General features: G+C 59.4%; 12 protein-coding genes and 1 pseudogene. 7 read left to right on the plus strand and 6 right to left on the minus strand.

Annotation, left to right across the window (positions count from 1 at the left end; genetic code table 11):
• Positions 1-86: 86 nt before the first annotated feature.
• A pseudogene (locus ACLD1Y_RS25055) lies at positions 87-239 on the minus strand (ribonucleotide-diphosphate reductase subunit beta); the annotation flags it as partial.
• Between the two features lie 20 nt (positions 240-259).
• Between ACLD1Y_RS25055 and xylF the strand changes: the two are divergent.
• The 3 genes from xylF to ACLD1Y_RS25070 are packed head-to-tail and all read left to right on the plus strand — an operon-like array spanning position 260 to position 3942.
• On the plus strand, positions 260-1252 hold the full coding sequence (xylF, locus tag ACLD1Y_RS25060; protein ID WP_429480446.1) for a D-xylose ABC transporter substrate-binding protein: 993 nt from the start codon (positions 260-262) through the stop codon (positions 1250-1252).
• Positions 1253-1257: 5 nt separating this feature from the next.
• A complete protein-coding gene (xylG, locus tag ACLD1Y_RS25065) occupies positions 1258-2805 on the plus strand; it encodes a D-xylose ABC transporter ATP-binding protein (protein WP_429480447.1) in 1548 nt (515 codons plus the stop codon).
• Positions 2806-3942, plus strand: coding sequence for a sugar ABC transporter permease (locus ACLD1Y_RS25070; RefSeq protein WP_429480448.1), 1137 nt, complete (start codon positions 2806-2808; stop codon positions 3940-3942). It abuts the gene before it with no gap.
• Between the two features lie 314 nt (positions 3943-4256).
• On the opposite strand, the gene ACLD1Y_RS25075 is transcribed toward ACLD1Y_RS25070, so the two are convergent.
• Positions 4257-4589 carry a hypothetical protein gene (locus ACLD1Y_RS25075; protein WP_429480449.1) on the minus strand — a complete coding sequence of 111 codons (333 nt, stop codon included), beginning with the start codon at positions 4587-4589 and terminating at the stop codon, positions 4257-4259.
• 126 nt (positions 4590-4715) lie between these two features.
• Complete coding sequence (locus ACLD1Y_RS25080; RefSeq protein ID WP_185710206.1) at positions 4716-6215, minus strand: CoA-acylating methylmalonate-semialdehyde dehydrogenase; 1500 nt, start codon at positions 6213-6215, stop codon at positions 4716-4718.
• Between the two features lie 109 nt (positions 6216-6324).
• On the opposite strand from ACLD1Y_RS25080, the gene ACLD1Y_RS25085 reads away from it, so the two are divergent.
• From ACLD1Y_RS25085 to ACLD1Y_RS25100, 4 genes are all read left to right on the plus strand, one after another.
• On the plus strand, positions 6325-7263 hold the full coding sequence (locus tag ACLD1Y_RS25085) for a LysR substrate-binding domain-containing protein (RefSeq protein ID WP_429480450.1): 939 nt from the start codon (positions 6325-6327) through the stop codon (positions 7261-7263).
• A 68-nt stretch (positions 7264-7331) separates the two neighbouring features.
• Complete coding sequence (locus ACLD1Y_RS25090) at positions 7332-8276, plus strand: ornithine cyclodeaminase family protein (RefSeq protein ID WP_429480451.1); 945 nt, start codon at positions 7332-7334, stop codon at positions 8274-8276.
• Positions 8273-9409 carry an NAD(P)/FAD-dependent oxidoreductase gene (locus ACLD1Y_RS25095; RefSeq protein ID WP_429480452.1) on the plus strand — a complete coding sequence of 379 codons (1137 nt, stop codon included), beginning with the start codon at positions 8273-8275 and terminating at the stop codon, positions 9407-9409. The genes ACLD1Y_RS25090 and ACLD1Y_RS25095 overlap by 4 nt, the downstream gene beginning before the upstream one ends.
• Positions 9406-10032, plus strand: coding sequence for a helix-turn-helix transcriptional regulator (locus ACLD1Y_RS25100; protein WP_429480453.1), 627 nt, complete (start codon positions 9406-9408; stop codon positions 10030-10032). The genes ACLD1Y_RS25095 and ACLD1Y_RS25100 overlap by 4 nt, the downstream gene beginning before the upstream one ends.
• A 152-nt stretch (positions 10033-10184) precedes the next feature.
• Here ACLD1Y_RS25100 and ACLD1Y_RS25105 read toward each other — a convergent pair whose 3' ends face one another.
• The 3 genes from ACLD1Y_RS25105 to ACLD1Y_RS25115 all read right to left on the minus strand — a co-directional run bounded on the left by ACLD1Y_RS25105 (position 10185) and on the right by ACLD1Y_RS25115 (position 14872).
• Complete coding sequence (locus ACLD1Y_RS25105; RefSeq protein ID WP_429480454.1) at positions 10185-12716, minus strand: hypothetical protein; 2532 nt, start codon at positions 12714-12716, stop codon at positions 10185-10187.
• 246 nt (positions 12717-12962) lie between these two features.
• Positions 12963-13739 (minus strand): ABC transporter substrate-binding protein, encoded by a 777-nt coding sequence (locus ACLD1Y_RS25110; protein WP_429480455.1) that lies wholly within the window; start codon positions 13737-13739, stop codon positions 12963-12965.
• Between the two features lie 107 nt (positions 13740-13846).
• Positions 13847-14872, minus strand: a complete 1026-nt coding sequence (locus ACLD1Y_RS25115; protein ID WP_429480456.1) for a LacI family DNA-binding transcriptional regulator — start codon at positions 14870-14872, stop codon at positions 13847-13849.
• Positions 14873-14965: the final 93 nt, after the last annotated feature.

The following is a 14965-nucleotide window of genomic DNA, read 5'->3' on the forward strand; positions in this document are numbered from 1 at the left end:
GGCTGCGAAGCGGCCCCAAAAGCTTGGGAGTGCTGCGCACTCCAGCGGGAGCAAGCTCCCTCGCCACAAAGCCGGCTCTCACAGCGTTAGTCCCAGCTCAGCGCGCCGCCGGTCTGGTACTCGATCACACGGGTTTCGAAGAAGTTCTTCTCTTTCTTCAAGTCCATGATCTCGCTCATCCACGGGAACGGGTTCGTCGTCCCTGGATACTCTTCCTTCAAGCCAATCTGCGACAGACGNAATAAAAGGACGCATAACCATGAAACGCACCCTCATCGCCACTGCCCTGGCCCTGCTCGCCCTGCCGGTGATGGCCGACTCGGCCCACCCGAAAATCGGCTTCTCCATCGACGACCTGCGCCTGGAACGTTGGTCCCGCGACCGTGACTACTTCGTCGCCGCCGCCGAAAAACTCGATGCCAAGGTCTTCGTGCAATCGGCCGATGCCAATGAGCAAAAGCAAATCTCGCAGATCGAAAACCTGATCTCCCGGGGCGTCGATGTCATCGTCATCGTGCCGTTCAACGCCACCGTACTCACCAACGCCGTCGCTGAAGCCAAGAAGGCGGGGATCAAGGTGGTGTCCTATGACCGCTTGATCCTCAACGCCGACATCGACGCCTATATCTCCTTCGATAACGAAAAAGTCGGCGAGATGCAGGCCAGCGGCGTGCTGCAAGCGGCGCCCAAGGGCAACTACTTCCTGCTCGGCGGCGCGCCCACCGACAACAACGCCAAGGTACTGCGCGAAGGCCAGATGAAGGTGCTGCAACCGGCCATCGATAAGGGCGATATCAAGGTGGTGGGCCAACAGTGGGTCAAGGAATGGAACCCCACCGAGGCCCTGAGCATCGTCGAAAACGCCCTGACGCGAAATGACAACAAGATCGACGCTATCGTCGCCTCCAACGACGCCACCGCCGGCGGTGCCATCCAGGCCCTGGCCGCGCAGAAACTGGCGGGCAAGGTGCCGATCTCCGGGCAAGACGCCGACCTGGCTGCGATCAAGCGCGTGATCGACGGCACCCAGACCATGACCGTGTACAAGCCCCTGAAGCTGATCGCCTCGGAAGCGGCCAAGCTCTCAGTGCAGCTTGCCCGGAACGAAAAACCGGCCTACAGCTCGCAATACGACAACGGCAGCAAGAAGGTCGATACCATCCTGCTCACCCCCACCCCGCTGACCAAGGCCAATATCGACCTGTTGGAGAAAGACGGGTTCTACACCAAAGAGCAGATCGCCGGGCAGTGACCGCCATGGCCGACTCTCTGATGCAAATGAACGGCATCGTCAAAACCTTTGGCGGTGTCAAAGCCCTGAACGGCATCGACCTTAAAGTACGGCCGGGGGAATGTGTCGGCCTGTGCGGCGAGAACGGTGCCGGTAAATCCACCTTGATGAAGGTGCTGTCGGCGGTCTATCCCCACGGCACCTGGGAGGGCGAAATCCTGTGGGACGGGCAGCCACTCAAGGCCCAGTCCATCAGCGAAACCGAGGCGGCCGGCATCGTGATCATCCACCAGGAACTGACTCTGGTGCCCGACCTGTCGGTGGCCGAAAACATCTTTATGGGCCACGAGCTGACCTTGCCGGGTGGGCGCATGAACTACCCGGCCATGTTCCACCGCGCCGAAGCCTTGATGCGTGAGCTCAAGGTGCCGGACATGAACGTGGCGCTGCCGGTGTCGCAGTACGGCGGCGGTTACCAGCAACTGGTGGAAATCGCCAAGGCCCTCAACAAACAGGCGCGGCTGTTGATTCTGGATGAGCCCTCCTCGGCCCTGACCCGCTCGGAAATCGAGGTATTGCTGGACATCATCCGTGGCCTGAAAGCCAAGGGCGTGGCCTGCGTGTACATCTCCCACAAGCTCGATGAAGTGGCAGCGGTGTGTGACACCATCGCCGTGATCCGCGACGGCAAGCACATCGCGACCACCGCCATGGCCGACATGGATATCGCAAAGATCATCACCCAGATGGTCGGCCGCGAGATGAGCAACCTCTACCCCACCGAGCCGCACGACATCGGCGAGGTGATTTTCGAGGCGCGCAACGTCACCTGCTTTGACGTGGACAACCCCAAGCGCAAGCGTGTGGACGATATTTCGTTTGCCCTTAAGCGCGGTGAAATCCTCGGCATCGCCGGGCTGGTCGGCGCCGGGCGTACCGAGCTGGTATCGGCGCTATTCGGCGCCTACCCCGGCCGCTACAGCGCCGAGGTCTGGCTGGACGGCCAGGTGATCGACACGCGCACGCCGCTCAAATCCATCCGCGCCGGGCTTTGCATGGTGCCCGAAGACCGCAAGCGCCAAGGCATCATCCCCGACTTGGGCGTGGGCCAGAACATCACCCTGGCGGTGCTCGACACGTACGCCCACATGACCCGCATCGACGCCGAAGCCGAACTGGGCAGCATCGACCAGCAGATCGCGCGCATGCACCTGAAAACGGCCAGCCCGTTTTTGCCGATCACCAGCCTGTCCGGTGGCAACCAGCAAAAGGCCGTGCTGGCGAAAATGCTCATGGCCAAGCCTCGGGTACTGATCCTCGACGAGCCCACACGGGGCGTGGACGTGGGCGCCAAGTATGAGATCTACAGGCTGATGGGCTTACTCGCGGCCGAAGGGGTGGCGATCATCATGGTCTCCTCGGAGTTGGCCGAAGTGCTGGGAGTGTCCGACCGCGTACTGGTGATCGGCGAAGGCCAGTTGCGCGGCGACTTCGTCAACCAAGGGCTCACCCAGGAACAGGTGCTCGCCGCTGCGCTCAGCCAACACAATAATAATGATCGGAAGACCGCGTAGATGAATCAGGTCAAACAGCTGTTCAGCCGCTACAAAATGCTCGCCCTGGTGATCGCCGTGGCGGTGATCTGGGTGTTTTTCAGCTGGCAGACCGAGGGTGGGTTTCTTACGCCGCGCAACTTGTCCAACTTGCTGCGACAGATGTCGATCACCGGAATCCTGGCATGCGGCATGGTGCTGGTGATTATCAGCGGCGAGATCGACCTGTCGGTGGGCTCGCTGCTGGGGTTGCTGGGCGGGTTGGCGGCGATTCTGGATGTGGTTTATCACGTGCCGTTGCTGGCCAATCTGAGCCTGGTGGCGCTGTGTGGGCTGATGATTGGGTTGGCCAATGGGTATATGACGGCTTACTTGCGCATCCCTTCTTTCATTGTCGGCTTGGGCGGGATGCTGGCGTTTCGCGGGATTCTGCTGGGGATCACCGGGGGAACCACCATTGCGCCGGTGTCGCCATCGCTGGTGTATGTCGGCCAGGGATATTTGCCCCATTCGGTGGGTATTGGACTCGGCGTTTTGCTGTTTGCGTTGACGCTTTTTTTAACCTGGAAACAGCGGCGCAATCGCGCATTGCATGGGTTGGCAGCGCACTCGCTGGTACGTGATCTGGTGCGAGTGGCAGTGATCGGCGCAGTGCTGGCCGGGTTTGTCACCACCCTCAACAGCTACGACGGCATTCCCGTGCCGGTGCTGCTGTTGCTGGTTCTACTGGGCGTATTCAGCTACGTCACCAGCCAGACCGTATTCGGCCGCCGCGTGTACGCGGTGGGCAGCAACATGGAAGCCACGCGACTGTCGGGCATCAACGTGCAGGCGGTGAAATTGTGGATCTTCGGCATCATGGGTGTGATGTGTGCGTTGGCTGGCCTGGTCAACACCGCACGGCTTGCGGCGGGGTCGCCGTCGGCGGGGAACATGGGCGAACTGGATGCCATCGCCGCGTGCTTCATTGGCGGCACCTCGATGCGTGGCGGCTCGGGCACCGTGTACGGCGCGTTGCTGGGGGCTCTGGTGATTACCAGCCTGGATAACGGCATGTCGATGCTGGATGTGGACAGCTACTGGCAGATGATCGTGAAAGGCAGCATCTTGGTGGTAGCGGTTTGGGTGGATGTGAGTACGCGCACCGGGCGGCGGTAAATCCATTCGCCCAAACACCATAGAACCCATGTGGGAGCGGGGGGGGGGGGGGGGGGGGGGGGGGGGGGGGGGGGGGGGGGGGGGGGGGGGGGGGGGGGGGGGGGGNGGTGGATGTGAGTACGCGCACCGGGCGGCGGTAAATCCATTCGCCCAAACACCATAGAACCCATGTGGGAGCGGGCTTGCTCGCGAAAGCGTTGGATCAGTCGCCTCATGTGGCGACTGACACTCCGTATTCGCGAGCAAGCCCGCTCCCACATTTGACCGCGTATAGGTTTGGTTATTGAGTGGATGTAAGTTCATACAAAGACCGACTAGAAAACGTAACAGCTGCTACGGTCTTCAGTCTCATAGCGCCACGACTGGATAATGCCCTCACCCGAGACGAGCACGGAGTATCGACAGTCGCGGATCCAGGTCACGAAATAGCGCTGGCTGTCGCCCTCCTTCACAACCTGGTCATAAACCTTGTTCTTGTTGACCGGCGACCAATAGGAATCGCCACAGCCGCGGCTGCAATCGTCATAGAGATGGGCATCGAAGCGCGTGCCGACAAACGCGTTCATACCGCCCGTCCATACCGAGTAAGACGGCGCACAACCGGCCAGCAACGTGCCCAATAAGGCGATCCCCATAATTGCTTTCAAAGCGTTCTCCAATGGACGAGGCAGTTGACTTGACTGCGTTAGCTCGCTGGGTGAGCGTGCCAAGTTCCTCCATGTAGAGCAAGCGCCCCGCTCCGGGTGCTGGGGCGTTTGCTGGAGAGGGGTTAGTTATTTTGAGACCGGCATCGCAAACTCGGCGCCCTGCTCAATACTCTCCGACCAGCGCTGCATGATCGACTTCTGCTTGGTGTAGAACCGCACACCTTCAGTGCCATACGCATGCATGTCGCCAAACAGGCTCTTCTTCCACCCACCAAACCCATGCCACGCCATCGGCACCGGGATCGGTACGTTGATGCCGACCATGCCCACCTGGATGCGCCGTGCAAATTCGCGGGCGATGTTGCCGTCGCGGGTGAAGCAGCTCACGCCGTTGCCGAATTCGTGGTCGTTGACCAGCTTGATCGCTTCGCCGAAGTCGTTGACGCGCACGCAGGCCAGCACTGGGCCGAAGATTTCTTCGCGGTAGATGCTCATCTCGCGGGTCACATGGTCGAACAGCGTCGCGCCGAGCCAGAAGCCGTTTTCCAGGCCCGCCTCGGTAGGCACGTAGTCACGCCCATCGAGCAGCAGTTGCGCGCCGGCTTGCACGCCTTGTTCGATGTAACCGCTGATGCGTTCCAGGGCGGCGCGGGACACGATCGGGCCCATTTCGGCTTTCAAATCGCGGCCATCGGTGATGCGCAGCTGCTTGGCGCGCTCGGTCAGGGCGGCGACGACTTTGTCGCCCACATCGCCCACCAGCACGGCCACGGAGATGGCCATGCAGCGCTCGCCGGCACTGCCGTACGCGGCGCCCATCAAGGCATCGACGGTTTTTTCGATGTCGGCGTCGGGCATCACCACCATATGGTTTTTCGCACCGCCCAGGCCTTGCACGCGCTTGCCGTTACGGGCGCCGGTTTCGTAGATGTATTGGGCAATCGGCGTCGAACCGACGAAGCTCAGGGCCTTGACGTCCGGGTGTTCGATCAGCGCGTCTACCGATTCTTTGTCGCCCTGCACCACGTTGAACACACCTTTGGGCAGGCCCGCTTCACGCAGCAGTTCGGCCATGAACAACGATGCACTTGGGTCAGTCGGGCTTGGCTTGAGGATGAAGGTGTTGCCCGCCGCGATGGCGATCGGGTACATCCACATTGGCACCATCACCGGGAAGTTGAACGGCGTCACGCCCGCGACAACGCCCAGCGGCTGGCGCATCGTCCAGTTGTCCATGCCACGGGAAACCTGGTCGGAATGCTCGCCCTTGAGCAGGTTGGGAATACCGCAGGCGAATTCCAGAATGTCGATGCCACGGTCCACTTCGCCCTGGGCGTCGGTGAACACTTTGCCGTGTTCGGCGACGATGATGCGCGCCAGGTCGTCTTTACGCTCACGCAACAGGTGCAGGTATTGGAACAACACGCGGGCGCGGCGGATCGGCGGGGTGTCGGCCCAATCGTCGAAGGCAGCTTGGGCGGCGGCGACGGCTTCGCCGACGGTCTGGCGGCTGGCCAGGGCAACGCGGCCGGTTTTTTCGCCAGTGGCCGGGTTGAAAACGTCCTGATAACGATCATCGCGGGATACGCGCTGGTCGTTGATGTAGTGCTCGATTGTAGTTGTCATGGCAGTCGATCCCAGGTGGATAAGCAGTGAACACACGATAGGCTTTCGCTTTGTTCCAAACCAGAGCAGAATCCAGAACTTATTGTCCACCCACGCGAACAATACAATTATGGAAAAGGCTGAGATCGAGGGGCTATGGACCCATATCCACTGGCTGTCAGTGCTGGAAGAACAAGGCACCTACACCGCTGCGGCGGCGCGGTTGGGCGTGAGCAAATCCGCCGTGAGCCAGCGTATTTCCGATCTGGAAAAGGCCACCGGCACGCAGTTGGTGACGCGCACTACACGCAGCGTCAGGCTGACCGATGCGGGTCTGTCGCTGACCCGAGAAGTGCGCAGCGCGTATGAACAGATCGCCCGCAGCTTCTCGTCGGTGCGTGACTCGGTCGGGGAGATTCGTGGATTGGTGCGGCTGACGGCACCGGTAGCGTTTGCTCGTCAGCAGTTGGTGCCGCACCTTTCGGAGTTTTTGCAACGCTACCCGCAGGTGCGCATTCAGTTGGACGTTTCCGACGCACTGAGTTCGCTGGCCGCCGAAGGCTACGACCTGGCCGTGCGCCACGGTTTCCAGGTGCCGGAAACCCACGTCGCCTGGAAGCTGTGTGACACCGGCTCAGTACTGGTCGCCACCCAGGAATATCTGCAACACCACGGCGAACCCCATGAACCCGGCGATCTGTCGGCCCACAACTGCCTGTTCTACCCGCGAGGCACCGACCAACCGGCTTGGACCTTCGAACGCGGCAGCAAAAACGTTGAACGCCTCACCGTGCCGATCTCCGGCAGCTTCGCCACCAATAACAGCGAAGCCCTGCGCGACTCGGCCCTCAACCACCTGGGCATCGCCCTGCTCCCCGACTTCAGCGCCCACGCCGCGCTGGCCAGCGGCAAATTGGTGCAGGTGCTCAAGGACTGGACGCTCAAGGGCGCGTTTGCCGATGAGATCTACCTGATTCGCCCGTACTCGCCCCATGTGCCGAAGTCCGTGAGTGTGTTGGTCAGTTATTTGAAGGAGAAACTGTCGGGCGGTTTTCGCTTCGTGGGTTGAGGTTTGCCCCTTGCTCAGCAGAACTAAATGTCCATAATGGACAAAACAGTTCAGCCACGGAGACACCTATGTCCAGCACCCCGCAAGTGATCAACCAGGTTCAGGCCCGCGAGCTGCTGGCCCAGGTTGATGTGCCGCAGATCCTGCGCAAACTGTTCCGCGACCTGGCCGCTGGGCTTGCGGTGCAACCGGCGCAACAGTTGGTGGAGTTTCCCCAAGGTACCGGGGACTTTATCAACTACCTGGGGGTGCTGGCCGAGGATGGGGTGTATGGCATGAAGACCTCGCCCTATATGGTGCGCGAGCAAGGCCCGCTGGTGACGGCGTGGACATTGCTGATGTCGATGCGTACCGGCCAGCCATTGCTACTCTGCGATGCCGCCGAGTTGACCACCGCGCGCACCGCTGCGACCACGGCACTGGCAGTCGATGCGCTGGCTCCCTTGTCGGCGCAGCGCCTGGCGATCATTGGCAGTGGCAAGGTGGCGCAAGCGCATTTGCACTATGTGAAGAACTTACGGGATTGGCAGCACATCAGCCTGTATTCGCCGAGCCTGGCGACTGCCGCGCCCGATGCCATCGCCCCCCTCAAAAGCCTGGACCCGCGTTTAATCATCGCCAACAGCCGCGATGCCGCGCTGATGGATGCCGATGTGATCTTGCTGTGCACGTCCTCCGCGGGTCCCGTGATCGACCCCGCTCGCTTGAGCAAACCTGCACTGATCACGTCCATCAGCACTAACGCCCCGCGCGCCCACGAAGTGCCGCCCCAACACCTTAACGACATGCACGTGTTTTGCGACTATCGCCAGACCACCCCAGGCTCGGCGGGCGAGATGCTGATCGCCACCGAACAACACGGCTGGGACAAGCGCCACATCATCGGCGACCTGCCCGAACTGCTCAGCGAACACGTGCAACGCCCCACTTACGACCGTCACGTATTCTTCCGCTCCATCGGCCTGGGCCTGGAAGATATCGCACTGGCCAATGCCCTTTGGAGACAGCTATGAACCACGCAGATTTCATCATCATCGGTGGCGGAATCGCCGGTGCGTCCACCGGTTTCTGGCTGTCGCAGCACGGCAAGGTGCTGGTGCTGGAGCGCGAGAGCCACCCGGGCTATCACTCCACCGGGCGTTCGGCGGCGCTGTATACCGCCGCGTATGGCACACCTCAGGTACGGGCGTTGACCCTGGCCAGCCGCGCGTTTTTCGACAGCCCACCCGAAGGCTTCTGCGAGCACCCGCTGCTGACGCCTCGGGGCGAAATGACCGTGGATTTCATCGGCGATGCGGCCGAGCTGAACGCGCAATACCTGAGCGCCAAGGCCACCGTCCCGCAAGTGGAACTGCTCAGTGCCAATGAGGCCTGCGCGAAGATGCCGATCCTGCGCCGCGAAAAAGTCCACGGCGCGCTCTATGACCCCACCGCCAGCGATATCGACACCGATGCCCTGCACCAAGGCTATCTGCGGGGTATCCGCCGTAACGGCGGCGAGGTATTGACCGACCACGTCGTACAAGGCTTAAGCCGTGATGCTGCAGGCATTTGGCAGGTGCAAACCAACGAAACAACCTACACCGCCCCCCTTGTCATCAACGCCGCCGGCGCCTGGGCCGACCAGATCGGCGCGCTGGCCGGTGCTGCACCCATCGGCCTGCAACCCAAGCGTCGCTCGGCCTTCATCTTTGCCGGCCCCGAAGGCGTCGACACCCACCACTGGCCCATGCTGGTGGCCCTTGACGAATCCTTCTACATGAAACCCGACGCTGGCATGTTCCTCGGCTCCCCCGCCAACGCCGACCCGGTGGAACCGCAAGATATCCAGCCCGAAGAACTGGACATCGCCATGGGCATCTACCAGATTGAAGAAGCCACCACCCTGACCATCCGCCGCCCCACACGCACCTGGGCCGGACTGCGCAGCTTTGTGCAGGACGGTGACTTGATCAGCGGTTTCGACCCGCTGGTGCCCGGCCTGTTCTGGGTAGCGGCCCAAGGCGGCTACGGCATCCAGACCTCACCGGCCATGGGCCAGGCCAGCGCGGCCCTGGTGCGCGGCGCGGCGTTGCCCGAGGCCCTGACGCGGTTTGGCCTCGACGCTGGTATGCTCTCCCCCGCCCGCCTGGAGCCCCATCGATGAACACCGCTGAACAAGACAAGGTCATGCAGAACTTCCGGGCGATGGCCGACGCCATCGCCACACTGTTCTTTCCCCACGCCGAAGCGGTGCTGCACGATCTGCGCTCGCAAAAGGTCGACTACATCGCCAATAACCTGTCCAAACGGGCGATTGGCGATGACTCGGCGCTGGAGGACATGCTCACTGAGGACGTGAGCGAGGTGAATATCGGCCCGTACGAAAAGCTCAACTGGGACGGCCAGAAGATTCGCAGCCTGAGCACGGTGCTGCACGACCACAAGGGTGGTCGCCTGGCGGTGCTGTGCATCAACCTGAATATTTCACTGTTCGAAAACGCCAAGGCGGCGCTGGATTTGTTCCTGTCGCCAAGCAAACTGATCCCACAGCCCGACTCGCTGTTTCGCGATGACTGGCAGGAGCGTATCAACACGTTTTTGCATGCCTGGATGCGCGAGCGGCAGTTGAGCCTGAATCTGCTGAACCGGGATCACAAGCGCGAGTTGGTGCTGGCATTGCATGCCGAGGGAGCGTTCAAGGGCAAGAGTGCGTCGAACTATGTGGCGAATGTGCTGGGGATGGGGCGGGCGACGGTGTACAAGCACCTCAAGGAATTAAAAGGCTGATCAAGCGCCATCAATCCAATGAGCAAGAGGTGGCGTGCGGATTCGTTTTGCTTGCGATACCGGTGTGCCAGGCAACCTGACTGGAACAAGACACACCGGCATCGCGTTAAGAACGCTTGAAACGGTTCAGCCTCAATAGCGCGCCTCAGTCGTTAATCGTCATCGCTATCGCTTATTTCGTTACCACTATCGTTCGTAGCGTATTTCTGTTGCATGAACTCATCACGGGCCTCCATTTCCTCCTTGGTCAGACGAATGGCATCAAGCCAATCTTTGCGTTGCTCCCTGGTGAAATTATCTTCCTCCACGAACTTTTCTTCAGGCAAGATCTTTTTGACGGCGGGCGTCAGGTTCGTTTCGCGCAATTGGGCGGGGGGCTGGTAATGACCGCTTTCATTCGTCCAGAACTTTGGCTTGCCACCCTCGACGTAAATCGTGCCGGCAAACCGCACGTCAGTCGTGCCACCCTTCATTGTTTGGAGGCCTTGGGTCAAGGCCGAGTGTCCCTCCACGAACTGGGGACTGACGTGAGCGTTATAACGATAGTATTTACCGTCCGGAGTGCGACCTTTGTCCATTGAGCCCACGTAGATCTTGTCCGGCTCTTCTGCGCGTATCACGAACGCATACGCCCCATCTCTGAGGACAAACTTGCCGTACCGGGGATCTTGCGACGTCAATGCATAGCGCCCATCAGAAAGCTCATTGAGTTCAAAGATCTGGTCTGGTGTAGCCGACTTTTGCAGTGTGGAGCCTGCAATGCGCTCCTTGATCAGAACAGGCTCGGTCTGTTGCCCGCCAACGACGCCGCGTCGTTTCCACACACCACTTTTATCAGGCTTGGCAATTTTCCCGCTGCTTACCCATTTCTCGGGGTCCTTCGGATCTCTCACGCGCAATAGGAAATGCTCTCCATCCCCCGCATCGGGTGTTTGCGAGACAAAGTATTGTTTCCCCTCAAACTGGATTTCTTTCATTCCCCCAAGGGTTGCCGGGGCTTCGGGAGTGGCTTTCACAATCGTTGTTGCTGGCCCATTCACAGGCACCTCGCCCATCGTTTTGGACGCGTTGGATGCCCGTATCAAGTCAAAATTCTTTTTCTGCGCATCGTATCGCCAGCGGTAATGACCACCGGGATTAAACGCGATTGCCGGCTCACCCAAAGTGCCTTCCACCAGTTGCGGCCCAACTTCGTGTACCAGTTGCAAAGCGGAAATCACCGCTGCTGCGCTCCCACCCACACGGTCCTCTGCCGTCATGCCATCAATGGCGTCGTGCACACCAAACACTAGGCTGCCCACATTGCCAACGATGGGTAGATAACCGAATGTATTGCCCCAAAGGTCTTTGGCGTATTTCCAATTATGTTGCGATGAGCCGAACACCTCAGTCTGCGCCGCCCATGTAGCATTCTTGGCATTGACCGCTTGAAACTTCGCTTCGATCCCATTATTTAAAGTACCGTATTTCAACTCATAATCACTGTCTCGCGACCGGGCATAATTAAATGTCTCCAATACCGGCACCGCTTCATCCGATAAAAAATTATGACGCCCCGGATAGCTGCCCCCTCCTGATATCAAACTACTCAACACATCGCCCGCCCTTGGCCAATGAGCATCTTTGCCACCTTGCCTGTCTCGGGCATTGAAACTGCGCAGCACATTATCGCGATTATCTTTAGCCCAACTGGAAAACGCCCGATCGCCGTTTATTTCACTCACACCTCCATTTTTCAGGTCCACCATCACGCCTTTATTCGGCCGGTGATTATTATAATCACCGTCATAGGGGGTGTAGGGGATGAACGCATAACCTGCCAAGGGATAGCCGTAGATATTGGGAATAATAACTTGGCCACTTTCATTCAGTGTGCGCTTTACGGCCGCTTGGCCTTCCGGGCTCAGGTTTTGAAAGTTTTGCTGGTCGTCAATCAGGTTCTGCAATGTGCCCTTTAGAACGTAGGCATCTGACTCTCCCGACATTTTAGCCAGCGTTCCTGACGCATTGCGCATGCGCGGGGCAATGTCCTGTTCCCAATGATGTTGAAGTTTCTTACCCAGTGCCTCGAGGTCGTTAACTGTGCTCTTATCTTCTGGATTGATCACCATCGAATTGAAGTTGACCACACCGCCCCGCGCGGGTTTATCGTGCGCCAGTGCACCTGCTGCAATCTCCCATGCCGAGTACGTGTGGCTTTCGGTCCTGGTCAAATGCGCTGCGTGCCCCATTCCGACATAGGCGTTGAACGTCACCGTAATTTTTTTGTGTGGGTCGAGGCCTGCGGCTAACAAAGCACCGCTAAAATACCCGGAGGGTTCCATGAACATGCGGGCGTTCTGAAACTTGAAACTTCTCTCGCCTTTGCGATGACTGTTAATATTTTCAAGTTGCGTCGTTACGCGATGAGCGTATGCATCAGCACGCTGTTCTCGCTCCATGTAGGAATAACCGTCCGAAGGCGCAGAAACAGTATCTGAGCCATAGATGGTCTGCCGGGAAGCGCTCAAGTCTGGCGTCGAAGAATCAATGTGGGCCGCCGTTGATCCCGCTCCGCTCTTCTTGTCTGCTGAGTGGTTTGCCGAGGTGTTCGATTCACTTCTGGAACTGGGCAAATTGTCAAAATCAAAAATACTGCGAACGTGTTCATTGGAAAGAGCGTGTGAAAACACCGTATAGATCATTAGCTCACCTTACCAGTAGGTTTGCGGCATCAGCCGCCATACTTATTCTTTCGTATTTCAATCCCAAGATTTTTCATACGTAAAGAAAGTCAATAAGTCGTGAGCTCGAATGAATTGGTTCCTACAACACGCCCTCCATTTATTGCACAGCATTTACCCTGGTCGGCGTTTTAAGTGAATTGCGCCGCACTACGGGTGAGTGGCTTGCATTCCCACGCAGAGCGTGGGAACGATCAGGGATGGGGATTAATCACCGTAAATGTCGGATTTGAAGTACTGCTGTGAAATCTTCTGGTACTCCCCGCTCGCCCGAATACCGTCGATGGCCGTATTCAACTCGCTAACCAACGCCTCATTGCCCTTGCGCACCGCAATCCCCGCGCCCTCGCCCACGTATTTCGGGTCCTTCAGCTCCGGCCCAACAAACGCGTAGCCCTTGCCCCGTGGCATCTGCAAGAAGTCATTGAGCGGGATGGTGTCAGCAAAGATCGCGTCCAGGCGCCCTGCGGCGAGGTCCATGTAAATTTCTTCGTTATTGCTGTAGCGCTTGACGGTGATGCCCTTGGGCTCGAACACCTCGGTGGCGTAACGGTCGGTGGTGGTGGCGCGCTGCACGCCGACGGTCTTGCCTTTGAGGCTGGCGTAACCGTCATCCACCACGGCGCCGTCCTTCATCACCAGGCGTGACGAGGTGAAGTAGTACTTGTGGGTGAAGTCCACCGATTTCTTGCGGTCTTCATTGATGGTCATGGACGACAAGGCCATGTCGATTTTCTTCACCTTAAGGGAAGGAATCAGGCCATCAAACTCACCTTCGACCCACACGCATTTGACCTTCATCTGTGCGCACAGCGCATTGCCGATGTCGTAGTCGAAGCCGACGATCTTGCCCTCTTCGGTCTTGGACGCGAACGGTGGGTAAGCCGCTTCAATGCCAATGCGCAGGGTTTTCTCGGCGGCCAGCAATGGGCCAGACACAAGCAGGCCAAGGGCAAGGGCGGTAATGAGGGGGAGTTTCTTCATGGGGGTGATCTCGCAAGTTGTTGTTGATTTGGCAAGAGTGAAGAAAAAGACGTGGCTGATTTTTGTACTTATAATTCCATACTGGACTTTTAGGTCTTGCCCGTCAATCACAGCTCACAGTTGTAGCGCGTATGCACCAACACCCGCGTAAACGGCGGCGCCGCCCTGGCGCCTTCGCGTGCGCCGCGAATCCAGCGCACCGCCGCCGCCATCTCGCCGACAAAATCGTGGGACACCACGTAATCCATCACCCCAGACTCCAGCATTCCCCGGGTGTGCACCGTCAGTTCATGGCCGACAAACACCGGGCGCTGCTCGACAGCGATGGTGCCGATGGCTTGGGCCACGCCCCGGTTGGCGCCGGCCACGTTGTAGATCGCGGCCGGGTAGTCGTGCTTGGAGAAGTAGCGCATCAGTTGTTCAGCGGTGGTCTCGGGGCGGTCGTCGGACATCATCCGCTCATCGATTTTCAGGTGGGGAAACTCCGCCCGCAGTACCCGCCGAAACCCCATCTCACGCTCCTGCTGGCAGCGAAACGCCATGCTGGTAACCAGTAAAATCTTGGCCTTCTCCCGCGTCAGCGCATTGCCGATCAGCAGCCCCGCTACGCTGCCAGCGGCGTACTGGTCGTTGCCCACGTAAGCACTGCGCCCCGAGTTGGGCAGGTCGGTGGTCAGGCACACCACCGGGATGCCCTGTCGGCATAAGGCGCGCACCGCCCGGTTGATCGCCGGATGCTCGCGGGACACCACAATCACCCCGTCGGCTGAGGCGCCATCGGCTTGCACCTGGTCGGCAAACGCCGCTGGGTCGACCTGATTGGTGGGCACGTAGTGACCGTGCACCACCACGCCGGGGGTCGAACTGTTGACCGCTTCTTCCGCCCTGGCCAGCGTGGCGTTGAAGGTCTCGCCCGAATCGCAGAACAACTTGATGTGCAGGGTTGCCGTGCCGCTGGCCAGGTCATGCTTGAGCTTGTCGAGCGCGGCCAACACTTTGAGGCGGGTATTTTCCCGCACGTTGGTGCGGTTGTTGAGCACACGGTCCACGGTGGCGACGCCCACCCTCGCGACCTTGGCGATCTGCTCGACGGTGGGGCCTTTCCAGAGTTGCGCAGGGGTTTTCGCGGACATGAGCAGCGCCTTGCCAATGATGGGAATACCATCATTTATATCGATTAAATCCACACTAATCGACCCGTTCGTAGCCCTGTTTTTGATGTAATA

The organism is Pseudomonas sp. 18175 (genome assembly GCF_050432925.1).
Taxonomy (GTDB): Bacteria; Pseudomonadota; Gammaproteobacteria; order Pseudomonadales; family Pseudomonadaceae; genus Aquipseudomonas.

What these genes read in the sequence shown, in the direction of transcription:
- ACLD1Y_RS25085 (WP_429480450.1), top strand. Translation starts at nt 6,325, where the DNA reads ATGGAAAAGGCTGAGATCGAGGGGCTATGGACCCATATCCACTGGCTG.
- ACLD1Y_RS25100 (WP_429480453.1), top strand. Translation starts at nt 9,406, where the DNA reads ATGAACACCGCTGAACAAGACAAGGTCATGCAGAACTTCCGGGCGATG.
- ACLD1Y_RS25095 (WP_429480452.1), top strand. Translation starts at nt 8,273, where the DNA reads ATGAACCACGCAGATTTCATCATCATCGGTGGCGGAATCGCCGGTGCG.
- ACLD1Y_RS25090 (WP_429480451.1), top strand. Translation starts at nt 7,332, where the DNA reads ATGTCCAGCACCCCGCAAGTGATCAACCAGGTTCAGGCCCGCGAGCTG.
- xylG (WP_429480447.1), top strand. Translation starts at nt 1,258, where the DNA reads ATGGCCGACTCTCTGATGCAAATGAACGGCATCGTCAAAACCTTTGGC.
- ACLD1Y_RS25080 (WP_185710206.1), bottom strand. Translation starts at nt 6,215, where the DNA reads ATGACAACTACAATCGAGCACTACATCAACGACCAGCGCGTATCCCGC.
- ACLD1Y_RS25105 (WP_429480454.1), bottom strand. Translation starts at nt 12,716, where the DNA reads ATGATCTATACGGTGTTTTCACACGCTCTTTCCAATGAACACGTTCGC.
- ACLD1Y_RS25115 (WP_429480456.1), bottom strand. Translation starts at nt 14,872, where the DNA reads ATGTCCGCGAAAACCCCTGCGCAACTCTGGAAAGGCCCCACCGTCGAG.
- xylF (WP_429480446.1), top strand. Translation starts at nt 260, where the DNA reads ATGAAACGCACCCTCATCGCCACTGCCCTGGCCCTGCTCGCCCTGCCG.
- ACLD1Y_RS25070 (WP_429480448.1), top strand. Translation starts at nt 2,806, where the DNA reads ATGAATCAGGTCAAACAGCTGTTCAGCCGCTACAAAATGCTCGCCCTG.
- ACLD1Y_RS25110 (WP_429480455.1), bottom strand. Translation starts at nt 13,739, where the DNA reads ATGAAGAAACTCCCCCTCATTACCGCCCTTGCCCTTGGCCTGCTTGTG.